The organism is Vibrio sp. 1-Bac 57 (assembly GCF_037546855.1).
GTDB lineage: Bacteria > Pseudomonadota > Gammaproteobacteria > Enterobacterales > Psychromonadaceae > Psychromonas.
The window spans coordinates 87,812-111,467 of sequence record NZ_JALAAC010000002.1; the positions used below are offsets into that span (position 1 = coordinate 87,812).

At 39.0% G+C, this 23,656-nt stretch carries 27 protein-coding genes; all 27 read left to right on the forward strand.

Annotated features, from left to right (window positions below):
• The first annotated feature begins 94 nt into the window (after positions 1-94).
• The 27 genes from fliL to ccmE all read left to right on the forward strand — a co-directional run bounded on the left by fliL (position 95) and on the right by ccmE (position 23,644).
• Positions 95-607 (forward strand): flagellar basal body-associated protein FliL, encoded by a 513-nt coding sequence (gene fliL, locus MT391_RS01700; RefSeq protein ID WP_166371915.1) that lies wholly within the window; start codon positions 95-97, stop codon positions 605-607.
• Positions 608-623: 16 nt separating this feature from the next.
• Complete coding sequence (gene fliM / locus MT391_RS01705) at positions 624-1,655, forward strand: flagellar motor switch protein FliM (protein WP_499496742.1); 1,032 nt, start codon at positions 624-626, stop codon at positions 1,653-1,655.
• A gap of 90 nt (positions 1,656-1,745) precedes the next feature.
• Positions 1,746-2,138 carry a flagellar motor switch protein FliN gene (gene fliN, locus MT391_RS01710; RefSeq protein WP_166371913.1) on the forward strand — a complete coding sequence of 131 codons (393 nt, stop codon included), beginning with the start codon at positions 1,746-1,748 and terminating at the stop codon, positions 2,136-2,138.
• Positions 2,135-2,557, forward strand: a complete 423-nt coding sequence (fliO, locus tag MT391_RS01715; RefSeq protein WP_499496743.1) for a flagellar biosynthetic protein FliO — start codon at positions 2,135-2,137, stop codon at positions 2,555-2,557. The genes fliN and fliO overlap by 4 nt, the downstream gene beginning before the upstream one ends.
• A 49-nt stretch (positions 2,558-2,606) precedes the next feature.
• Positions 2,607-3,293, forward strand: coding sequence for a flagellar type III secretion system pore protein FliP (fliP, locus tag MT391_RS01720; protein WP_499496810.1), 687 nt, complete (start codon positions 2,607-2,609; stop codon positions 3,291-3,293).
• A gap of 8 nt (positions 3,294-3,301) precedes the next feature.
• Entirely contained in the window at positions 3,302-3,571 is a 270-nt protein-coding gene (fliQ, locus tag MT391_RS01725; protein WP_028867412.1) for a flagellar biosynthesis protein FliQ, read from the forward strand.
• The gene (gene fliR, locus MT391_RS01730) at positions 3,571-4,362 is read left to right on the forward strand and encodes a flagellar biosynthetic protein FliR (protein ID WP_499496744.1); all 792 of its coding nucleotides are present in this window, start codon (positions 3,571-3,573) and stop codon (positions 4,360-4,362) included. Before fliQ ends, fliR begins: the two co-directional genes overlap by 1 nt.
• Before the next feature lie 114 nt (positions 4,363-4,476).
• Positions 4,477-5,616, forward strand: coding sequence for a flagellar biosynthesis protein FlhB (flhB, locus tag MT391_RS01735; protein ID WP_028867414.1), 1,140 nt, complete (start codon positions 4,477-4,479; stop codon positions 5,614-5,616).
• 301 nt (positions 5,617-5,917) lie between these two features.
• On the forward strand, positions 5,918-8,014 hold the full coding sequence (gene flhA / locus MT391_RS01740; protein WP_499496811.1) for a flagellar biosynthesis protein FlhA: 2,097 nt from the start codon (positions 5,918-5,920) through the stop codon (positions 8,012-8,014).
• A 12-nt stretch (positions 8,015-8,026) separates the two neighbouring features.
• Positions 8,027-9,484, forward strand: a complete 1,458-nt coding sequence (gene flhF, locus MT391_RS01745) for a flagellar biosynthesis GTPase FlhF (protein ID WP_499496745.1) — start codon at positions 8,027-8,029, stop codon at positions 9,482-9,484.
• A gap of 61 nt (positions 9,485-9,545) precedes the next feature.
• Positions 9,546-10,418: a MinD/ParA family protein gene (locus MT391_RS01750; protein WP_499496812.1), complete on the forward strand. Its 873-nt coding sequence runs from the start codon at positions 9,546-9,548 to the stop codon at positions 10,416-10,418.
• Complete coding sequence (locus tag MT391_RS01755; protein WP_499496746.1) at positions 10,419-11,129, forward strand: RNA polymerase sigma factor FliA; 711 nt, start codon at positions 10,419-10,421, stop codon at positions 11,127-11,129. It abuts the gene before it with no gap.
• A gap of 197 nt (positions 11,130-11,326) precedes the next feature.
• The gene (cheY, locus tag MT391_RS01760; RefSeq protein WP_499496813.1) at positions 11,327-11,698 is read left to right on the forward strand and encodes a chemotaxis response regulator CheY; all 372 of its coding nucleotides are present in this window, start codon (positions 11,327-11,329) and stop codon (positions 11,696-11,698) included.
• Between the two features lie 17 nt (positions 11,699-11,715).
• On the forward strand, positions 11,716-12,462 hold the full coding sequence (locus MT391_RS01765; protein WP_299660110.1) for a protein phosphatase CheZ: 747 nt from the start codon (positions 11,716-11,718) through the stop codon (positions 12,460-12,462).
• 12 nt (positions 12,463-12,474) lie between these two features.
• Entirely contained in the window at positions 12,475-14,787 is a 2,313-nt protein-coding gene (locus tag MT391_RS01770; RefSeq protein ID WP_499496747.1) for a chemotaxis protein CheA, read from the forward strand.
• A gap of 10 nt (positions 14,788-14,797) precedes the next feature.
• On the forward strand, positions 14,798-15,988 hold the full coding sequence (locus MT391_RS01775; RefSeq protein WP_499496748.1) for a protein-glutamate methylesterase/protein-glutamine glutaminase: 1,191 nt from the start codon (positions 14,798-14,800) through the stop codon (positions 15,986-15,988).
• Positions 15,981-16,733, forward strand: a complete 753-nt coding sequence (locus MT391_RS01780; RefSeq protein WP_205963045.1) for a flagellar motor protein — start codon at positions 15,981-15,983, stop codon at positions 16,731-16,733. The genes MT391_RS01775 and MT391_RS01780 overlap by 8 nt, the downstream gene beginning before the upstream one ends.
• Positions 16,733-17,719, forward strand: coding sequence for a flagellar motor protein MotB (locus tag MT391_RS01785; protein ID WP_499496749.1), 987 nt, complete (start codon positions 16,733-16,735; stop codon positions 17,717-17,719). The genes MT391_RS01780 and MT391_RS01785 overlap by 1 nt, the downstream gene beginning before the upstream one ends.
• Before the next feature lie 2 nt (positions 17,720-17,721).
• A complete protein-coding gene (locus tag MT391_RS01790; protein ID WP_166371903.1) occupies positions 17,722-18,495 on the forward strand; it encodes an AAA family ATPase in 774 nt (257 codons plus the stop codon).
• A gap of 24 nt (positions 18,496-18,519) precedes the next feature.
• The gene (locus MT391_RS01795; protein WP_499496750.1) at positions 18,520-19,188 is read left to right on the forward strand and encodes a chemotaxis protein CheW; all 669 of its coding nucleotides are present in this window, start codon (positions 18,520-18,522) and stop codon (positions 19,186-19,188) included.
• 69 nt (positions 19,189-19,257) lie between these two features.
• Positions 19,258-19,746 carry a chemotaxis protein CheW gene (locus MT391_RS01800; protein ID WP_166371901.1) on the forward strand — a complete coding sequence of 163 codons (489 nt, stop codon included), beginning with the start codon at positions 19,258-19,260 and terminating at the stop codon, positions 19,744-19,746.
• A 20-nt stretch (positions 19,747-19,766) separates the two neighbouring features.
• Positions 19,767-20,159: a DUF2802 domain-containing protein gene (locus MT391_RS01805; RefSeq protein WP_166371900.1), complete on the forward strand. Its 393-nt coding sequence runs from the start codon at positions 19,767-19,769 to the stop codon at positions 20,157-20,159.
• Positions 20,160-20,786: 627 nt separating this feature from the next.
• Positions 20,787-21,425, forward strand: a complete 639-nt coding sequence (gene ccmA, locus MT391_RS01810) for a cytochrome c biogenesis heme-transporting ATPase CcmA (protein ID WP_499496751.1) — start codon at positions 20,787-20,789, stop codon at positions 21,423-21,425.
• The gene (ccmB, locus tag MT391_RS01815; RefSeq protein ID WP_166371898.1) at positions 21,418-22,086 is read left to right on the forward strand and encodes a heme exporter protein CcmB; all 669 of its coding nucleotides are present in this window, start codon (positions 21,418-21,420) and stop codon (positions 22,084-22,086) included. The genes ccmA and ccmB overlap by 8 nt, the downstream gene beginning before the upstream one ends.
• Before the next feature lie 121 nt (positions 22,087-22,207).
• Positions 22,208-22,969, forward strand: coding sequence for a heme ABC transporter permease (locus MT391_RS01820; RefSeq protein ID WP_166371897.1), 762 nt, complete (start codon positions 22,208-22,210; stop codon positions 22,967-22,969).
• Between the two features lies 1 nt (position 22,970).
• Complete coding sequence (gene ccmD, locus MT391_RS01825; protein ID WP_166371896.1) at positions 22,971-23,177, forward strand: heme exporter protein CcmD; 207 nt, start codon at positions 22,971-22,973, stop codon at positions 23,175-23,177.
• On the forward strand, positions 23,174-23,644 hold the full coding sequence (gene ccmE, locus MT391_RS01830; protein ID WP_028867431.1) for a cytochrome c maturation protein CcmE: 471 nt from the start codon (positions 23,174-23,176) through the stop codon (positions 23,642-23,644). The genes ccmD and ccmE overlap by 4 nt, the downstream gene beginning before the upstream one ends.
• Positions 23,645-23,656 lie beyond the last annotated feature (12 nt).

A 23,656-nucleotide genomic window follows, 5' to 3' on the forward strand; every position in this document is an offset into this window, starting at 1 on the left:
TGAGAAAGAACCATTAAAATCAACTTATTATTTTTGTACAAAACACGTATTCTTGAAAAATTGAGAATAAATACATCGAGAGGAATGACAGGCAATGGCTGAAGGAAATGATGCATCAATAGACGGTGAAAATGCAGCACCTAAAAGTAAGAAAAAATTAATTATCATCATTGTTGCTGTTGTGGTTTTGCTTGCCGCTGGTGGCGGTGGTGCTTTTTTTATGCTCTCTGGGGATGATGCGGCAAGCGATGAAACAGCGGCTGAAGCAACGACTGAAACCACAGAAAAAGGGGCTAACTACGTGCCAATGCCACGGCCTTTTGTGTTCAATGTATTAGAAGGTAAGCGCGATCGCACAGTGCAAATTAAAGTGCAATTAATGGTTAACACTAAAAGCAGTGAAGCCATTATTCGTAAACACATTCCATTATTAGAAAGTACATTAGTGAGTGTTTTTGGTTCAGCAACGATTGAACAATTACGTAGCCCTGCAGGCAAAAGTGAATTACGCCAAAAAGCGCTTGAAGAATTAAATGCCGCAACCACTATGGTTGAGCAAAGTGCACTTATCCATACGGTACTATTTACCGGTTTTGTTTTACAGTAATAGATAAGGGCTAAGCATGGATTTATTATCTCAAGACGAAATTGATGCACTATTGCATGGTGTGGATGACGTTGATGAGGAAGTGATTGAAAATGATGCGATGGATGAAAGCAACTCTCATGCCCATTTCGACTTTTCTTCACAAGACCGTATTGTTCGTGGTCGAATGCCAACCTTGGAATTGGTTAATGAGCGTTTCGCTCGTCATCTAAGGATCAGTTTATTTAATATGTTACGCCATACCGCTGAGGTTTCAATCAATGGTGTGCAAATGCTTAAATTTGGAGAGTATGTTCACACCCTATTTGTTCCTACTAGCCTTAATATGGTTCGCTTTAGACCTTTAAAGGGAACTGGGTTGATCACCATGGAGGCGCGACTAGTTTTTATTTTAGTTGAGAACTTTTTTGGTGGTGATGGGCGTTATCACGCAAAAATTGAAGGGCGTGAGTTTACGCCAACAGAGCGCCGTATTATTCAAATGTTATTAAAAATAATTTTTGAAGATTATCATGAGGCGTGGTTACCGGTGATGGATGCTGAATTTGAATATTTAGATTCAGAAGTAAATCCTGCAATGGCAAATATAGTTAGTCCGACTGAAGTGATTGTGGTTAACTCTTTTCATATCGAATTAGATGGCGGCGGCGGTGATTTTCATATTGCGATGCCTTACTCGATGTTAGAGCCAATCCGTGAATTATTAGATGCGGGTGTGCAAAGTGACAAAGAAGATACTGACCAACGTTGGTCTCAGGCGCTTCAAGATGAAATTATGGATGTTGAAGTTGATTTAGGTGCGCGCTTAGTAGAGAAGCAAGTTTCATTGCGAGATATGATGCATTGGAAAGCAGGCGATATTATTCCCGTGGATTTACCCGAAAGTTTATTAGTGTCGGTGGAAGGTTTACCGACTTATAGGGCAACATTAGGGCAAAGCAATGATAATTATGCATTAAAAATAACTCAAAAAATTGCGCGCCCTGAAGTGCAAAAAACACAAATTCAATTGCAAGACTTAAAAGAGAAAAAACCTAAGTCCAGTTAGCTTAAATACAGTTAAGCTAAATAAACATAAATATAGTTAAGTAAAAATAAGTAAAGCTAAGCTAAGTAATTAATCGATAGGATATAAAGCATGAGCACAGAACAAGATATGGCAGATGAATGGGCTGCGGCATTAGAAGAGTCTGGAGATGCAGATTCAGGCGCTACAAATATTGATTTGGACGAGTTGAAAGATACTGCTGCGCCAATGAGTAAAGAAGAATTGGCTCGTTTAGATAGCATCTTAGATATTCCTGTGACTATTTCAATGGAAGTAGGCCGAAGTAAAATTAATATCCGTAACCTATTACAGCTTAACCAAGGTTCAGTAGTTGAATTAGAGCGTGTTGCTGGTGAACCACTAGATGTATTAGTTAATGGTACTTTGATAGCACACGGTGAAGTTGTTGTTGTTAATGACAAGTTTGGTATCCGCTTAACCGATGTCATTAGTCAAACTGAACGTATCAAAAAACTAAAATGAAGCAGTTAATTCAAACAGTTTTGTTAACAGTAATTAGCTTGCCTGTTGTTGCTTTAGAAGAGACTAGTAAACGCCCAGAATTAGCGATAGGCACTATGCTTGGCTCTTTAATACTGGTGCTTGCTTGTATTTTTTTGTTTGCTTATTTAATGAAAAAAAGCAATTTTATTCGCCAAGGTGGCAGTAAAAACCCAATTAAAGTCATTGCAACTCAACCGCTAACTAATAAAAGCCGTGTGCAAATTATTGAAGTCTACGGTAAGCAGTATTTATTAGGAGTGAGTGAGCAATCAATCAACTTATTAGATCAAATAGATACACCGAGTGTCGAGCAACAGGTTGAAACTCAAAGCGTGCCATCATTTGCGACAGCTTTTGCCAGTGTATTATCTAAAGCAGGAAAAAAGAATAATGAATAAACTGCTGATATTATTATGCTCAGGTCTATTTTTGTTTGCTCCACAGGTAATGGCAGAGCCTGGTGCATTGTCGGCAGTCACTGTGACAACGAGTGCTGCAGGTGACCAAGAGTACAGTGTAACCTTGCAAGTACTTGCGTTTATGACTGCGCTTAGCTTCTTGCCTGCAATGTTGATTTTAATGACCTCTTTCACTCGTATTGTGATTGTAATGTCGATTCTTCGTCAAGCGCTTGGCTTACAACAAACGCCTTCGAATCAAGTGGTGAATGGTATCGCTTTATTTATGACGTTTTTTATTATGGCGCCAGTTTTCGACCGTGTGAATGAAAGTGCAATACAACCTTACTTAAATGAAGAGATGACAATAGTGCAAGCCCTTGAACAAGGGAAAAAGCCTATGATGCAATTTATGTTGTCACAAACGCGGCTGAAGGATTTAGAAACATTTTTAGAAATTGCTAATGTAGAAGTTGATAGCCCTGAGGAAGTTCCGATCACTGTGCTGATCCCGGCTTTTGTCACCAGTGAATTAAAAACCGCTTTCCAAATCGGCTTTATGCTGTTTATTCCTTTTTTAATTATTGACTTGGTGGTTGCTAGTATCTTAATGGCCATGGGGATGATGATGTTATCACCGATGATTATTTCATTACCCTTTAAGCTAATGTTATTTGTATTAGTGGATGGCTGGAATCTAGTGATGGGTAGTTTAGCTAATAGTTTCGGGTTGTAAGGATACTTATGGAACCGGAAGTTTTTGTAAACATATTTAGACAAGCCTTATGGCTGGTTTTGATCCTCGTATCTGCGGTTATCGTGCCAAGTTTATTGGTGGGTTTGGTGGTTGCTGTGTTTCAAGCGGCAACATCAATTAATGAACAAACCTTGAGTTTTTTACCGCGTTTAATTATGACCTTAGTTGCCTTAGCCTATGGTGCACATTGGGGGTTTGGTAAGTTGATGGAGTTTTTTATCGCCATGATTAATCAAATTCCGGAAGTGGTGGGATAATGGTTTTTTCGGCGGATATCATTCTTGATTTTATCGCCAGTTATTTATGGGCATTTTGCCGTATCGCTGCCATGCTAATGGTGATGGTAGCTGTTGGCTCTAACACAACGCCGACACGGATCCGCCTTTTTTATGCGCTTAGCATTACTTTATTAGCCTTACCTTCTCTCCCTCCTGCGCCCGACTACATTGAACTCTTCTCCATGACCAGCTTTATTGTCGTGTTACAACAACTCTTAATTGGCATCGCAATGGGCACAATCTCTGTTTTTGTGGTGCAAACTTTTGTGGTTGCAGGGCAAATTATTGCAATGCAAACCAGCTTAGGTTTTGCTTCTATGGCTGACCCTATGAGTGGACAGACTTCGCCGGTTGTTGGTCAATTTTATGTGTTGTTGGTGACTTTACTATTCTTAGGAATAGATGGGCACCTGTTAATGATAGAGATGATTATTAGAAGCTTTGAAACCTTACCTATTTCTGAAAATGGCTTGTTAGCGGTAGACTATTATAAAATAGCTGAATGGTTCTCGACTATGTTCCATGCTGCGTTGGCTTTTTCTATTGCATCGATGGTTGCAATGTTATTAGTTAACTTATCCTTTGGTATTATGACCAAAGCAGCACCACAATTAAATATTTTCAGCTTGGGTTTCTCAATCAGCATGGTATTTGGTTTATTTGTATTGTGGATAACCTTATTAAATGTGCCATTACATTTTGAAAACCAATGGACAAAAGGGGTTATCACTATGTGTGAAATACTTGATAATCCCTGTACTAAACCGTAATGAGCTACACTATTATTTGTAGCTCTGTTTGCAGTGCGATCTACACTACTACCTATAGTGCTATCTGCATTATTAGAGGTTACCTCTACTCACGGTTTGCTAAAGGAGTAATTGATGGCTGAAAATGAAAACGGTACGGATAAGTCCGAGGAAGCCACCCCCGACAAAATACGAAAGTCCAAAGAAAAGGGACAAGTAGCCCGATCCAAAGAATTAGCGACTGCGTCGGTGTTAATTGCAGCAGCATTGTCGGTGTTTATTTTTGGAGATCGATTAGCCTACGAGTTGTCGATAATGATGAAGCGTTCATTCACTTTTGAGCGCGCAGATATATTTGATCCCGAACAGATGTGGCATGCACTTGTTGATGGCTTTAGCGGTTTAGGTGTGCCGATGTTTGTTATTTTATTAATGCTATTTATTATTTCAATTTTAGGCAGTGCCTTGTTAGGCGGCATGATTTTTAGTACTAAAGCAATGATGCCTAAGTTTAGCCGTATGAGCCCGAAAGCAGGCCTAAAGCGTATGTTAGGTTTACAAGCCTGGGTTGAATTATTGAAGTCCATTCTAAAAGTAGCCGTGGTGATTGGTGTCGCTTGGGCTATTTTAGGTGCTACCTTTGAAAATATTTTACATCTTTCGGTCAGCCAACTTCCCGGTAGTGCTTTTGAAGCGCTGGACATGCTGAGGTGGATGTTTCTTATATTGTGTTTGTCGTTATTAATTATTGTTGCAGTGGATGTGCCCTATCAAATTCACAAACACAGCGATGAGTTAAAAATGACCAAACAGGAAGTAAAAGACGAGTACCGTAATTCGGAAGGTAAACCAGAGGTTAAGCAGCGTATTCGTCAATTACAGTATGAGATGTCACAACGTACCATGATGGGAGATGTGCCCGATGCGGATGTTATAGTCACCAATCCGACTCATTATTCAGTGGCCTTGAAGTATGATAAAGATGGCGATAGACCTCCCTATGTTGTTGCTAAAGGAGTCGATTTTATGGCGCTTAAAATCCGCGAAGTAGCACGAGAAAATGAAGTGCCTGTTATGCAATCTCCACAATTATGCCGCGCCGTTTACCACACCACTGATATCGGTAAAGATGTGCCTGAAGAGTTGTTTATTGCGATTGCTAAAATATTGGCTTATATCTATCAGCTCGAGCAATTCAGAAAAGGCAGATCTGGCCGCCCTAAAGCTTTACCGACGGATATTCCTGTGCCCGATGACTTTATTTATCCCAATTAAAAATTCGATGTAGGGTTAACAATAAAAGAATATTTTTACCTGTTATTTATCTAAACTGGTATTGTTGCTGTGTTATCACTAAAATATAAGCCTAAAATAGTTAATATGTTTGATTAATAAGCATAAATTGCAGCTTATGCTCAAAAATATTCAGGCAAGTTTCTATTTTTTAGCTATTATTTATGTCTATGCTCACGAGTTAAATTCGTAAAGCTAATATCTGCTACTTGAGTTTGTTAAAGTAGACTGAATATAAGACATATTAACACTCGCTAACACATTCATTTTTTTAGGTGACGCTATCAACACTGTTTTTTCATCTCTATGGGCCAAACGCGCAATTTTCTTCGGCGGTTTAGGTACTCCAATTCTAGTGTTAGCTGCACTAGGCATGGTTATTTTACCAATGCCTACTTTACTGCTGGATATCCTATTCACTTTTAATATTGCCCTCGCGTTAGTGGTTTTATTGGTATCCATTTATACCAAGCGGCCACTGGATTTTGCTGCTTTCCCAACTGTACTGCTAATTGCAACCTTACTGCGCTTGGCGTTAAACGTTGCTTCTACGCGAGTAGTATTGTTAGAAGGCCATGAGGGTGGTAATGCAGCTGGTAACGTAATCGAAGCCTTTGGTTCGGTGGTGATTGGCGGTAACTTAGCCGTTGGTTTAATTGTTTTCATCATTTTAATGATCATTAACTTTGTGGTAATTACCAAAGGTGCGGGACGTATCTCAGAAGTAAGTGCTCGTTTTACCTTGGATGCAATGCCGGGTAAACAAATGGCCATTGATGCAGATTTGAATGCCGGATTAATCAATCAAGAACAAGCTCGAACCCGCCGTGAAGAAGTTACTATGGAAGCTGACTTTTATGGTTCTATGGATGGTGCCAGTAAGTTTGTAAAAGGTGATGCCATCGCTGGTATCATGATCTTATTTATCAATATCGTTGGTGGCTTTATTATTGGTATGGTGCAATATGATCTACCTTTGGCTCAAGCTGCTGAAATTTATACGTTATTAACGATTGGTGATGGGCTTGTTGCACAAATACCGTCATTATTACTATCGATTGCCGCTGCGATCACCGTTACCCGTGAAAATACTGAAGCAGATATGGGTAATCGAATGTTGGGGCAGATGTTTGATGACCCTAAAGCATTAATGATTACTGCTGGTATATTATTAGTGATGGGCATTGTGCCCGGCATGCCACACCTTGCTTTTTTAACCCTAGGCGGAATTGCAGCAGGTGGTGCGTATTGGCAATTAAAGCGTTTGAAAGTTAAAGAAGAAACGGCTCTAGCGATACAAGAAAATGGTGGGCCAATTAGTGATAAACCTGCTGAAGTTAAAGAATTAGGTTGGGATGACGTACGCAGTGTCGATACCATTGGTTTAGAAGTCGGCTATCGCCTTATTCCGCTGGTTGATAAATCACAGGGTGGGCAGTTATTAGATCGTATTAAAGGGGTGCGTAAAAAACTATCGCAACAAATGGGTTTTTTAATTCCACCTGTGCATATTCGAGATAATTTAGATTTATCGCCTAACAATTATAATATTTCTTTGATGGGCGTCAGTTGTGGCCAAGCAGATATATATCATGATAAAGATATGGCCATTAATCCAGGGCAAGTGTTCGGGCCGATTGATGGAATAACAGGGGTTGATCCTGCGTTTGGACTAGAAGCGGTATGGATTGATGAAGTGCAGCGTGAACAAGCACAAGCATTAGGTTACACCGTTGTTGATACTGCAACCGTTGTGGCAACACACCTTAGTCAAATATTAAGTAACCATGCCGCACAGTTATTAGGGCATGAAGAAGCACAAAATTTATTAGATATGCTGGCTAAGAAGCAGCCGAAGTTAGTGGAAGGATTAGTACCTGAGGTATTGTCTTTAAGTACTGTTGTTAAAGTATTACAGAGTTTATTAAACGAGAACGTTGCGATTAGAGATATTCGTTCTATTGTACAAACGTTAGTAGATTACGGGCCGCGCAGCCAAGATGCCGAAGTTTTGACGGCGGCGTGTCGAATTTCATTAAAACGCATGATTGTACAAGAAATTATCGGTAATGAACCTGAAATCCCAGTGATTACGCTGTCTTCAGAGTTGGAGCAAATATTGCATAAGTCTATACAGGCTGGTGGATCGGATGGTGCAGGTATTGAGCCTGGGTTGGCAGAGCGTATTCAAAACTCATTAATTGAAGCGTCACAGCAACAAGAGTTGATAGGTCAACCTGCGGTATTATTAACATCAGGGGTATTACGCGGCACCTTAGCTCGATTTGTTAAAAATACAATACCGAGTCTACACATACTGTCTTATCAAGAAATTCCCGATGATAAACAGATTAAAATAATAAGCTCAATTGGGCAATAATGGTTGTAATCAATGAAAATTAAACGATTTTTTGCAAAAGATATGCGTACGGCTATGGTTGAGGTCAAAGAAGTTTTAGGCCCAGATGCTGTGATCATGTCTAATAAAAAAGTAGTGGGTGGCATTGAAATTGTGGCCGCCGTTGATTATCAATCACAAACCTCGGCTGATGCAAAAGCAGATAAAGGCGATGCACTGTCGCAATTAAAAGAAGATAGTGTGCAACTGTCTTCTAAAAGTGCAGAAAAAGTACCAAAAATAAAATTACCCAATAGTATTCGTAGTAATCGTAAAGAAAGCGGAGATGACTTTGCTAAATCATTAAACTCGTTTTTTGGTAAGGTTAATGCGCAACAAAACAAAAAACCACAGCCTAAAAAACGTGATGACTTGCCTGCTTTTTCTTTTCAAGAACAAGAAGAAAGAAGGTCTACCTCTTATTCATCGTCATCACAACCTGCTACGCTAGCGGAGCAGCAAAATTGGAATAATCGACAAGAAACGAGTGCGCCTTTAACAAGAAATTCAGCGCCCACTAATCGTGCGAGTGACAATAAAGAAATTGCTAAAATTAGTGAAGAAGTTGCTTCATTGCGTAAACTGCTTGAACATCAAGTATCAGGATTAATGTGGCAAGAAATTGAACGTAAAGAGCCTGTTCGCGCGATGATTATTAAGTGGTTAAACAGCGCTGGATTTTCCGATGAAATCGCAGATCATTTAGCCAGTTATGTTCCTGAAGATGCCTCTTCAAGTGAAGTACAGAACTACATTCAAGCATTATTGCAAGACAAAATATCAATTGGTCAAAATGAAATATTAGTCCAAGGCGGTGCTATTGCGCTATTAGGACCAACGGGAGTAGGTAAAACCACAACCATTGCAAAATTGGCTGCACAATTTGCTATTAAGTACGGTCCTGAACAAGTTGCATTAATAACAACAGATACCTATCGAATTGGCGCACATGAACAACTGGCAACCTACGGTAAAATAATGGGCTGTGCAGTACGCGTAGCAAAAGATGCCGATGAGTTGTCACAAATTTTATACCAGTTTAGAGAAAAACGATTAGTGTTGATCGATACTGCAGGTATGGGACAGCGAGATGTGCGTCTTTCTGAGCAGTTAGAAACTTTGATGAGTAGTAGCCGTGTTAATATTAAAAGTTATTTAGTGGTGCCTTCCACTGCGCAACGTAGAGTGGTAGAAGAAGCATTACAACACTTTAAGCGTATCCCGTTATCGGGCTGTATTCTAACTAAAATAGATGAAAGTATTGGTCTAGGAGAAGTGTTAAGTGTAACCATGAAGCATGCATTGCCGATTAGTTATATCACCACTGGACAGCGTGTTCCTGAAGATATTGAAATTGCTAAAGTAGAAAATTTAATTAGCGGAACTTTATCCATGATGGAAACACAACAACAACAAGACAAACATCAATGGTACAGCAGCACTGAAGATTAATTCAAAAATTGTGTTGTGTACTATATTGGTTTAACTAATTTAAAAATGATGAGTAACAATGATGATGGCAGATCAAGCAAGCGGTTTAAGACGAATGAGAAATCAGCAGGTTAAAGTGATTGCTGTCACTGGCGGTAAAGGCGGTGTGGGTAAAACTAACGTGACTCTGAATATGGCCGTGTCACTTGCTAAAATGGGTAAGCGAGTGATGGTACTCGATGCCGATTTAGGGCTTGCTAATGTCGATGTATTATTAGGGATCCGTGTTCTTAAAAATTTATCACATGTGTTATCCGGTGAATGTACTTTAGATGAAGTGATAGTAAAAGGGCCGGAAGGAGTGATGATCATTCCTGCTACCTCTGGTACGCAATCCATGGTTGAATTAACCGATGTTGAACATGCTGGATTAATTCAGGCTTTTAGCTCATTGCAAACACCTATCGATGTTTTATTAATTGATACCGCAGCAGGTATTTCCAACATGGTGGTGAGCTTTGCTCAAGCTGCTCAAGATGTATTGATGGTGGTGTGTGATGAGCCGACTTCGATTACCGATGCCTATGCGTTAATTAAGATATTAAGTAAGCAAAACGGTGTATATCGCTTTAAAATCGTCGCTAATATGGTGAGAAGCTTACGTGAAGGGCAGGATCTATTTACAAAATTAACACGTGTAACGGATCGATTCTTAGATGCATCATTAGAGTTAGTGGCTTGTATTCCATTTGATGGCAATGTGCGTCAAGCGGTAAGAAAACAAAAAACTGTGGTTGATGCCTTTCCAAAAACACCCGCTTCTCTTGCTTTTAAAGCGTTAGCGAATCGAGCTTGTGATTGGCCTATTCCACATCAACCTGGCGGCCATTTAGAGTTTTTCATTGAAAAACTCTTGCTTAATGATAAAGACGATACTCTGAAAGAGCTATTATAAGTGATTAAAGCGCAGGGATACCAAACCGACACATCAGAGCTGATTGGGCGTCATTCAGAACTGGTGCAAAAAATTGCTTATCATTTGATGGCTAGGTTGCCTGCGAGTGTACTGGTCGAAGATTTAGTACAATCCGGCATGATCGGACTATTAGAAGCTGCGCGTAATTTTGATGCCACTAAAGGCGCAAGTTTTGAAACGTTTGCGGGTATTCGTATTCGTGGTGCGATGCTAGATGAAATGCGTAAAGGTGATTGGGTTCCTCGTTCAGTACATAAAAACAGTAGAACTATAGCCAGTGCTATCGATGCTGTTGAAAAACAAACTGGGGAAGACGCCAAAGAGATCGATGTTGCTAATTATCTGCAAATACCATTACCTGAATATCAGCAAATGTTACAGGATGTTAATTGTGCAAGATTGGTTGCCTATGAAGATTTAGCCAATCCAGATGATATGTTTGCACAGCCAAGTTCTTCTTTTGATAGTACTTTTGATGCTGTTGCAGATAATCAATTTACCCATCAATTAGCTAAAATGATTGAACAACTTCCACAACGAGAAGCATTAGTGTTATCGCTTTATTATGATGAAGAATTGAATTTAAAAGAAATAGGGTTAATTCTTGAAGTCAGTGAATCACGTGTTAGCCAAATTCTTAGCCAAGCCGTACATCGACTGAAATCTAAAGTTAATTCTGATAGAATATAGCCAATAAGGAGTAATTCCAAGGAGTTGCTCACACTGCAAGTATCAAGCTAAAAAATAATGTAGAAATATAATGTTTTTTTCTAATTTTTATCTACTTTTATTGTAGCTAATAATAATAGGTAGATTTAAATACCAATAGATAGTTTTAAATAACAATAAGTAGATTTTTGACTTAGGGGAATGTTTTGAAAAAAGATATGAAAATCTTGATTGTTGACGATTTTTCAACAATGAGAAGAATAATTAAAAATTTGTTAAGAGATTTGGGTTTTACAAATACCTATGAAGCCGATGACGGCCATACAGCTCTACCTATGTTAAAAAGTGGTAATTTTGATTTTGTGGTCACTGACTGGAACATGCCAATAATGCAAGGTATTGATCTTTTAAAAGAGATCCGTAAAGACCCCCAGTTAAAACACCTTCCTGTTTTAATGGTAACCGCTGAAGCAAAACGAGAGCAAATTATTGAAGCTGCTCAAGCTGGTGTAAATGGTTATATTGTTAAACCATTTACGGCTGGTACGTTGAAAGAGAAATTAGATAAAGTATTTGAGCGTTTAGGTTAACTTTAGGGGGTTACAGTATGGCGAATACAATTATGCCACACATCTCTCTCTCTCAAGCTAAGGCGCTTGTAGCATACTTAGAAGCAGAGCAAATCACTGAAGCTAATAAGATTGTTGAGAGTATTGATTTTTCAGTTACATCCGATCAGATTATATTTGAACAAATTGGCGAGCTCACCCGTGATTTGCATGAAGCATTACTCTGTTTTAATAATGACACGCGTTTAGTTGATTTAGCAGGGCAAGATTTACCCGATGCTCAAAACCGCCTAAATTATGTTATTGAAATGACTGATAAAGCGGCGAACACTACCATGGATGCCGTAGACTACTGCTTACCTATTGCCGATAAACTAATTAACGATTTAGAGGCTATTACACCAAGTTGGCAAGGGTTAATGACACGCAACTTAGAATTAGGTGACTTTAAGACGCTATGTCATTCACTGGATGAAATCTTTGCTCATTCTAAAATCAGTGCCGTTGATTTACGCAATAAATTAACTGAGATTTTAATGGCTCAAGAGTTTCAGGATTTAACTGGGCAAATGATTAATAGAGTGATTGATTTAGTACAGGAAGTTGAGTCTAAATTGATTGTCATATTGACCGTTTGTAGTAAAGAAAGCGAATTAGCTAATTGTGCAAAAACACAATACAACAATATAGAGGCTGAAGGTCCTATTATGAATGCTGAAACGCGTTCAGACGTTGTTAATGGACAAGATGAAGTTGATGATTTACTTTCAAGTTTAGGATTTTAAAGGAACCGGGAAATGACATTTGAAGTAGATGAAGAGATCTTGCAAGACTTTTTAGTTGAAGCTGGGGAAATTTTAGAGTTGTTATCTGAACAGCTCGTTGAATTAGAAAATAACCCCAATGATACCGAACTGTTAAATGCTATTTTCCGTGGTTTCCACACTGTAAAGGGTGGTGCAGGCTTTCTTTCGCTGACAGAGTTAGTTGAGACTTGTCACGGCGCAGAGAATGTTTTTGATGGTTTACGTCAAGGGAATCGTCAAGTTGATTCTGAATTGATGGATACAATCCTAGGCGCATTAGATATAATTAATGATCAATTTTCTGCCGTGCAAAATGGCGAAAAAATGGAAAAAGCTTCGGCATCACTTTTAGATGCATTGCATCGATTAAGTAAACCTGCCGCTGCGACTGAAGTCGAGCAAGCAGTTGTTGAAGCTGTCGTTACTTCACCAGAAGCGATCATAGAACCCATTCTTGCAACGTCAGATAATATTAGTGATATTGATGAATTTGAGTTTGATGCGCTACTCGATGAATTACATGCACAATCAGGCTCTAATGTAGAAGCTCAACCCGCCAAAAAAGAAAATGCAGATATTACGGAAGATGAATTTGAAAGTTTATTAGATGAATTACATGCAAAACCGAATACAGATAATGACGCTTCTAAACAAGATGCTGCCGACGATTCAGATATTAGTGATGACGAATTCGAATCATTGTTAGATGAGTTGCATGGTGTAGGTAAACATTCGTTATCTGCAACAGCACCTTCGGCTATTGTTGAGGATAGCGATGAAATTAGTGATGATGAATTCGAAAATTTACTAGATGAATTACATGGTAAAGGTGCACATAGTGGTATCCCTGCTATTGATAGCGATACTTCAGATGAGATCACTGATGATGAGTTTGAGTCATTACTTGATGAGCTACACGGCTCAGCAAAACCTACTTCAGTAAAAAATACTTCAGTAAAAAGTATAGAATCAGAGTCAAAACCGCCAGAAGCAATACAGTCTGTAGTCAAACCCGACGTAAAAGCTATACAGCCAGCGCCTGCTGCTAAATCAGAACCAGTAAAAAGTGAAGCTGTAAAACCGGCTGTAGTTAAAGATAAAGCTGCCGCTGCAAAAGCGCCTGCTAATAAAGTAGCGCAAGCAGAGCCTACAGTGCGAGTTGATACGAGCACGCTAGATGAAATAATGAACATGGTCGGTGAGCTGGTATTAGTACGTAACCGCTTGGTTAGTTTAGAGTCAACATCTGACAATGAAGAGATGTCACGTGCAATTGCTAATTTAGCTATAGTTACCGGCGATTTACAAGGCTCGGTGATGAAGACACGTATGCAACCTATCAAGAAAGTCTTTGGTAAGTTTCCTCGCGTGGTACGAGATCTTGCTCGTCAGTTAGGCAAAAATATTCATTTAGAATTAGTGGGTGAAGAAACAGATCTTGATAAAAATTTAGTAGAGGCTTTGGCCGATCCCCTAGTGCATTTAGTGCGTAACTCCGTAGACCACGGTATTGAAATGCCAGATATTCGAATGCAGTCAGGCAAAGAAACACAGGGACGAATTTTATTATCAGCGGCCCAAGAAGGCGATCATATACTATTAGTTATCGAAGACGATGGCGCAGGAATGGATGCTGAAAGATTAAAACAGATAGCGATCAATAAAGGCATCTTAGATCAAGATGGTGCGGATCGCATGACCGATAAAGAAGCGTACTCTTTGATTTTTGCTCCGGGCTTTTCAACAAAAGCTGAAATCTCAGATATTTCAGGCCGTGGTGTAGGTATGGACGTAGTTAAAACCAGTATCAGTCGCTTGAACGGAACAATTTCTATTGATTCTGCGATTGGGAAGGGCACACGTTTAGAAATTAAAGTACCGCTCACGTTAGCTATTTTACCTACTTTGATGATAGTGATTGCAAAGCAAACATTTGCTTTACCATTAACGAATGTTAATGAAATATTTCATCTCGATTTAGCTAAAACCAATGTTGTGAATGGTCAACTCACTATAGTTATTCGAGACCGTGCTATTCCTTTATTTTATTTACGTGATTGGTTAGCCCCTAAAGCACCGCGTGCGGAAAAAGGTAAAGGTTTAGGCCATGTAGTTATTGTGCAGCTTGGTACTCAATTGGTGGCTTTTGTAGTGGATGGGTTGTTAGGTCAGGAAGAGGTGGTTATCAAAGCCTTGGATAAATTATTGTCAGGAACGCCAGGTATGGCAGGTGCAACTATTACAAGTGATGGTGGAATAGCCTTAATCTTAGACTTGCCAAGTTTACTAAAACACTACGCGTAAAGGAAAATTAATGACGATTAAAGTGTTAGTAGTTGATGATTCTAGTTTTTTCCGTCGACGAGTTAGTGAAATTATTAATGCATCTCCTGCATTAGAAGTGATTGCGACAGCGAATAATGGCCAAGAAGCCATTGATATGGTGATTAAACATAAACCTGATGTTGTTACCATGGATATTGAAATGCCAGTAATGAACGGCATCACGGCAGTGCAAAAAATTATGGCATCGACACCGGTGCCTATTTTGATGTTTTCATCGTTAACACACCAAGGCGCAAGTGCAACGCTAGATGCATTAGAAGCGGGTGCTTGTGATTTTCTACCGAAAAAATTTGAAGATATTGCCAGAGATAAAGAAGAAGCCATCACACTATTACAACAACGTATTCAAACGATAGCCAGAAGAAGAGTTTATCGGGTTGCAGAGAAAACTGCTGAATCCGTACATACCTCGACTTCTCATAGTTTCAATAATCCTAGTGCTAGAAAATCTATTGCTCCAGGCGCTGCGTTAACAGCATTACAAAGAGCCAATGAGCGTCAGCAGATTTCTGCCAAAAGCGCTTTAAATTCAAATCCGTCAAGCGCGCCAGTTGCGGCAACAAAACCTATGCGCACTAAAGCATCGGGTAAGTCATACAAGGTGTTAGCGATTGGTACCTCAACGGGTGGTCCTGTTGCATTACAAAAAATATTAACCGCATTACCTAGTGATTTTAAATTACCGATTGTGTTAATACAGCATATGCCGGGTACATTTACAAAAGCATTTGCAGATCGTTTAAATAGTAACTGTCGGATTGCTGTGAAAGAAGCTGAAAATGGTGACATATTAAGAGCTGGCTGTGCTTATTTAGCTCCTGGCGGTAAACAAATGATGGTTGGGCCAAACGGACAAATAAAAATATTAGATGGTAGTGCGGCGCTTAATTATAAACCCAGTGTTGATATTACTTTTGCTTCTTTATCAAAATCATACGCAGATAAAGTACTGGCTATTGTGTTGACGGGGATGGGCGCTGATGGGCGAGATGGTGCACGTTTATTAAAAGATAAAGGCGCAGAAATTTGGGCTCAAGACGAAGCAAGTTGTGTTGTCTATGGTATGCCACAAGCAGTTACCAAAGCGGGCATAGCCACCGAGTCAATTGCATTGGAGCAAGTGGCAAAACGAATTTTAGTGGAATTAAAACATGAATAGAATGGGTATTGTTGGCTTCATTGTCATCGTATCTAGTGTGCTATTTGCACAGCTTTATCATAATGCGCCGTTGAGTGGGTTATTTGATCTCGCTGCTTTTTTAATTGTGTTTGGTGGTACTGTTGGTACTATTTTAATTCAATCATCTTCAAAGCAATTAAAAGATGCTAGTACACAGTTATTCACCTTATTTACACCTCCTAATTATTCCCTAGATGAGCAAATACAAAAACTCAAACGTTGGTCCGTGCTCTCTCGGCAGGAAGGGTTTTTAAGCCTCGAAAAAGAAAGCCTGGAACAGAACGATAGTTTTACTCAGATTGGCATTGCTATGTTGGTGGATGGCTGTGATAGGGCTGCATTACAAGACGTTTTACAACAAGAAATTGAATTGGAAATGGATCAGCACGAGCGAAGTGCACAGGTTTTTGATGCAATGGGGGGTTACAGTCCAACCATAGGTATTATTGGTGCCGTACTAGGCTTGATTCAAGCAATGGCATTTCTAGATCAGCCTGAGTTATTGGGACAAGGCATCGCCGTTGCTTTTGTTGCAACTATCTACGGGGTTGCCTTTGCTAATTTTATATTCCTACCTATTGCTAATAAAATCCGTTTAAACTATCAACATCGAGCACTATTTCAAGAGATGTCGATGGTGGGATTAATTGCGATTGCCGATGGTGAAAACAGCCTGTTATTAGAGCGTCGATTACATGGGTATATTGCTAGAGCAGCTTACTAATGTCTAGACGCAGACCTCGATTACACCAAAAGCAAAACAACCATATTCATCGTTGGACCGTCTCTTACGCAGACTATATGACCTTAATGTTTGCTTTATTTGTGGTGCTGTATGCGGTCTCACTGAATAAAGAAGAAAAATACCAAGAAATTATTAGTGTAATTCAAAGTGCCAGTAAGTTTGTTCAACCCACCAATAGTGGCTCTAATGCGACAGGCATATTAACTAAAAATAGTAACGATATTAAAGATAATACCGGCCCTGCATTAATCAGTGACGGTGATAATTATGCTCAGGGTTATGTTAGCGATTTACCCATTGAGCAACTTTCTACACAACAAATACCTGCCGAGCAGTTATCAACGCCACAAGGTTATTATACTGGTAATGCTTTAAGTGAACTGCAGTTATCATTACAAGCGGAATTAGAGACAGAGTTAGAAGCGGGCGATTTAAGCATTGATTTAAACGGCGATTGGCTGACCATTGAAATGAAAGGTCCGTTATTATTTGCAGCTGAAAGTCATACCATTTTAAATGCCGCTGAGCAGAAAATTGAACGCATTGCTGCTGTTTTAGCGCCAGCTACCAATATGATTCGATTACGTGGTTATACTGATTTAACTAACGTTTCCAACGAACTATACCAGTCAAACTGGGAGTTATCGGCATTACGGGCAATCAGTGTGTTACATGCTTTTAATGAGCGTGGTATCGTTGGAGAAAGAATGGTCATTGAAGGTTATGGAAAATTCCAGCCGTTTACTGATAGTAACGGAAAAGTAGACCCATTAAACAGTCGTCGAGTGGTTATTGCGATCTCAAAATTTGCATTATATACAGATAATTCCTTTGGCAAAGACAATATGAAATCAATGGATAAAGAACAACAAAAAATATTACGCACACCTAAACCAGATAGTGAAGAAATGCGTGAGGTTTACCTTCCTAATGGACGACTAATTATTACCACAAGGCAAGAATAACGGTGAAAGTTTGGACGATTGCAAATCAAAAAGGTGGGGTCGGAAAAACCACAACCGTCGCATCCCTTGCTGGGATCTTAGTGGATCGTGGTTTTCGTGTTTTATTGATTGATACTGACCCGCATGCTTCATTAACCAGTTATTTACAATATGATTCAGACCAATTGCCGGTGAGTTTATATGACCTTTTTCAAGATCCTGCTACTACCAAGGCGGAATTAGAAAAACTAATACTGCCCACTGAAATTGATAATTTATCATTAATTCCTGCATCAATGTCATTAGCCACCTTGGATCGGGTATTGGGAAACCAACAAGGTATGGGGTTATTTCTTTATAAGCAGCTTAAATTAGTCGAAGATGATTACGATTTTGTGCTTATTGATTGCCCGCCGGTATTAGGTGTGATGATGGTTAATGCATTAGCCGCGTGTGAACGGATTTTGATCCCTGTACAAACTGAGTTCTTAGCATCGAAGGGCCTACAACGTATGGTACAAACCTTAGGCATCATGCAGCAGTCGAGAGGCAAAGATTTTAATTATTGCATAATCCCTACTATGTTTGACAGGCGAACCAGTGCTTCAATCAAAACTTTAGATGAATTAAAAAAGACCTATCAAGGCAAGGTCTGGAATGGTGTTATTCCCATTGATACTAAATTTAGGGATGCAAGTTTAGCGCATTTACCTATTTCACATTTTATAAAAAGCTGTCGCGGCTCTTTTGCCTATGAAACTTTATTAAATTACTTGCTACAAACTGAGCATAACTAAATGAAAAACAACAATGACGAGGCTATGAAAAACTATTTTGATTCTATGCTTCATAATGAAAAAACAACGCCGGCGTCAGAAAAATCAGATAAACCAGAAAAAAAGGCCTCGACTGAATTTGCAGAGTTATCAACATTGCCTGAAGAATTAGTGTTTTCAAATTCAAGCACTAAAGCGCAATTGCATTTACAAGTATCAGAAGAAGCCGAAATACAAAAACAATCAGCAACCACCGAAGAATGGAAGAATATTGACGTAGAGAATGAGTTTCAAGTGTTATTTTTTGAGCTTAATCATGTTACGTTTGCAGTACCTTTGACTGATTTAGGTGGTATCTATCACCTTGATAAAGAACTTAATTTTTTGATGGGCAAACCAGCTTGGTTTTCTGGCGTCACAAAACATAATAATAAACTCTATAATATCGTCGATACATCATTATGGTTGCAGCTTGGTTGCAGCGCCAAGGATCTTAAGTATAGTCATTATATTTTATTGGGTAGTACAGCGTGGGGATTATCCTGTGAGAAATTGTTAGGCACAGAAAATCTCAGCAAAGATCAGGTTAGGTGGCGCGACAAAAAAGGATCTCGCCCTTGGTTAGCGGGGATGGTGAAGAATAAAATGTGCGCTTTGATCCACGTACAAGAATTAATTAAGCTATTGAATCAAGGAATGGACATTCGAGGCTAGGTTAGCATGGAAATTTGAATATTTGCTACTAAGCTAAATTAAAATTTACAACATTTAAGCAGAGGCAAAATGAATATAGAATCTAAACTGTCTGATAAAACATCAGAAGATGAAATTTTTCAGCGTGTAACGTTTCTTTTAGACAACGAAACATACGGTATCAATGTAATGCAAGTGCAAGAGATTTTGCGTTACAGCGAAATCGCAGCAGTACCGGGTGCACCTGATTATGTGGTAGGGATTATCAACCTGCGCGGCAATGTAGTTACTGTAATTGATACTCGCTCTCGCTTTGGGTTAATGCCTGCTGAGATCACTGATAATAGCCGTATTGTTATCATTGAAGCAGAAAAGCAAGTGATTGGTATTTTAGTAGATAGTGTTGCTGAAGTGGTATATTTGAAAAAATCAGAGATGGAACCCGCTCCTCATGTTGGTACTGAAGAAAGCTCTCAATTTATTCAAGGTGTCTGTAACCGCGACAATGGCTTGTTAATTTTAGTTGATTTAAACAAATTACTCAGTGATGATGAGTGGGATGAATTAAACCTACTTTAATGACCTGTATCGAGTAACACATGTTTTTACAATATATTCCTTGGCTAGCACTTTTGTTAGCCATTATTTTTTTTATTACTATGCTTTTTTTATTTAAAAAAATGAGTAAAAAAGCACACTCTTTAGAAGTATTAGTGAAGTCTTTACTTGCACAGCAAGAGGCTAATAAAAAACAATTTATAGAGATTCACTCTGGTGCCGTAGGAATGGGTAAAAAGCTGCAACAGTTAGATGTCGTGGTGAGAAAAACCCAGGAAAACCAAGTTAACTTAGTGGCTTCTGCGCCAGAAAATAGACTTTATACACGTGCCATGAAAATGGTTGAGCTTGGTGCAAGTGTTGAAGAGTTAATGACTGATTGTGAATTGCCTCGTGCTGAAGCTGAGTTGCTAGTTAACCTACACCGTAAATAGCTTGATTCAAAAATAGCTTGGTCCAAATAAATTGAGCTAAATAATTTCAGCGGCATATTTTTAACTGCATAATCACTAGCAATAATAAAAAAGCAGACATAATAAAAGCACAGGCGCACTGTCTAAATGAATTTTAAAATGCAGTGCTGCCTGTTATTGCTTAGTTTAGATTAATACTATGAGAGTGAGCAAAAGTTGAAAGGTAACGTTATTAAGCCTTGTTGTTCAATTAACACTGACACATTCCTATACTGCCATCTATCAATTCATTACCTTGCATAGAGAACTAAAAAAGAGGCGAATACTTTCCATTTTCAACATAATTGACTGTTAATCTTATCTCCCCCATTTTTTCCTGTATTACCTGATCTCAGATAGTTACCCGTCTGCTTTTTCTATGTTAGGATCCGCTAACATTTTAATATGACATTAAATGGCATATTATGACGATTGTACTTTTTAAAGTATAACTTTTTGGTCATACTCTTTAGCTCATCATTCCTTAGTGATATGAATGCTTTCTATATAATAAAAGCGATTTAGAAAAGCCGATACAAGAAAAATAAGTGCTCTAGTCTACTAAAGTAGAACACTTAATTATTACGATTGATATAAGGGTAAGCCTGAATGCTTCAGTGTAAAAACTTAACTTGTGTGCGTGAAGAGCGAATTTTGTTCAATAATCTAAATTTTACCCTAGCTCCCGGCGAAATTTTACAGGTCGAGGGACCTAATGGTGTGGGGAAAACCAGCTTATTCCGTTTACTGGTTGGGTTATCAACCCCCTATGCAGGTGAAGTGCACTGGCAACAGCAAAGTATTGCGTTAGATCGCGATGCTTATTATCAAAATATGCTTTATCTTGGCCATAAGTCCGGTGTTAAACCTGAATTAACCGCACTTGAAAACCTGCATTATTTTCATCAATTATTTAATCCAAAGGTTGAGTTTGATGCATGGGAAATTTTGACTTTAGTAGGTTTGGCTGGATACGAAAATGTACCAACGGCACAATTATCAGCGGGTCAGCAACGTCGTGTGGCATTAGCAAGAATGTGGTTTAGTGATTGCCCGTTATGGATTTTAGATGAACCGTTTACAGCCATCGATAAAAATGGCGTGCAAGTGATTGAAAAATTATTAATCAAACATTCTGAAAAGGGTGGCATGGTAATATTAACCACTCATCAAGATTTATTATTGCCACCACAATTATACAAAAAATTAACCTTACAAAAGCCAGCGGCAGGAGAGCAATATGTTTAATGCTTTTTTGCAAATTGTACGTAAAGAATTATTAGGCGCTTTCCGCCAACAAAGTGATATTTTAAATCCGATTTGGTTTTTTGTTATTGTCGTGACTTTATTCCCATTAGGGATTGGTACCGATCCGGCTTTATTAGCTCGTATTGCACCGGGGATTATCTGGGTTGCCGCCTTGCTAGCTGCGTTGTTATCTTTTGAGCGTTTATTTAAAGATGATTTCATCGACGGTTCACTAGAGCAAATGATGCTAGCACCACAACCTTTAACCTGGTTAGTCAGTGCTAAAGTGTTTGCGCACTGGCTACTAACAGGATTGCCGATATTATTAGTTTCTCCTTTATTGGCAGTGTTTTTGTCACTACAAGAAAGTACTTTCTGGGCATTATTTTTGACGCTGTTGATTGGCACGCCAATTTTGAGTTTACTGGGCTCAATTGGTGTTGCGTTAACAATTGGCTTACGTAAAGGAGGTGTATTGCTAAGTTTGATTATGCTGCCTTTGAGTATTCCTATTTTGATTTTTTCAACGATGGCGATTGATGCTGCAACGTTTGGACAATCGTATATCGGTTTATTGGCGTTATTAGGTGCCATGTTAGTTGGCGCAATTACCTTAGCACCTTTTGCTATTGCAGCTTCATTAAGGGTCAGTGTTAGTTAATCTATTTGCTAAATGTCAGCGTATAGACTGTTGTGTTTGTTAATGATCAATACTGATAACTCAATATCAGGTATTATTTAAACTTTTTTATTAATGTAAAGATCAAGATAGAGATTCGATTATGTGGAAATGGTTACACCCCTATGCAAAAGCGGAAAAAAGTTATGCATTATCCGGTAAGTTAATGCCGTGGTTTTTGGCCGTTGCATTGCCTACTTTTGTAGTGGGCATAATATGGGGCTTAGCATTTGCACCAGCGGATTATCAGCAGGGTGATAGCTTTAGAATTATCTACATACATGTACCCGCAGCGATGATGGCGATGGGTGCATACTCGACTATGGCGATTGCGGCTTTTATTGGCTTAGTATGGCAAATTCGTTTAGCGGAAATGACCGTTGCAGCGACTGCGCCGATTGGTGCTGTTTATACTTTTATTGCTTTATTTACTGGCGCAGCATGGGGTAAACCTATGTGGGGGGCTTGGTGGGTGTGGGATGCACGATTAACCTCAGAGTTGATTTTGTTATTTGTATACCTAGGCATTATTGCTTTATACAACGCTTTCTCAGACAAAGTATTAGCAGGTCGTGCAGCCTCTATTTTGACCTTGGTAGGTGTGATCAATCTGCCTATTATTCATTTCTCAGTGGTATGGTGGAATACTTTGCATCAAGGAGCAACCATCACAAAGTTTGATCAGCCTTCCATGGCAACCGACATGTTGGTTCCACTATTGATTATGATTGTCAGTTTTGCAGCCTTCTTAGGGTTCATGGTGTTATATCGTTTCCGTAATGAAATATTGCAAAGAGAAAGCCATCGCCCATGGGTGATAGCATTAGTACAACAATCCAGCTCTTCAGTTAATAAACGAGGTTAATATGGCATTTGCATCCTGGTCCGATTTTATCGCCATGGGCGGTTATAGTTTTTATGTTTGGTTAGCTTATGGCGTGTCACTACTCAGTGTTTTGTTATTAGTTATCAGTACAGTGACCAAGCGTAAAAAAATATTCAAGCATGTTGAACAACGCCTACTGCGTGAACAACGTATTAAAGCAGCTGAAAATAGAGAAGGCACCCTATGAATCCAAGACGTAAAAAGCGCTTATTAATCACCTCTTCATTAATTGTCGGGTTGTCTGTCGCAATTGGTTTGACGTTATTTGCACTACAGCAAAATATTGATCTGTTTTATACTCCCGATGAAATCATTAATGGTAAAAACGAAACGGGTATCAAACCAGAAGTCGGTCAGCGCTTACGCGTTGGTGGTATGGTCTTAAATGGTTCCGTACAACGCGATCCAGAAAGCTTGAAAGTGAGTTTTGATCTGATTGATAATAAAGCAGGTCAAGTCACTGTTTATTTTGATGGAATTTTACCGGACCTTTTCCGTGAAGGTCAGGGGATCGTGGCACAGGGAGTGTTAAAATCACGTAATGCTATTGATGCTTTTGAAGTCTTAGCTAAGCACGATGAGGAATACATGCCACCTGAAGTTGCTGATGCGCTGAAGGGTATGGATCATTTAAAAACACAACAATCAAACTAAAGGGTTAGATTA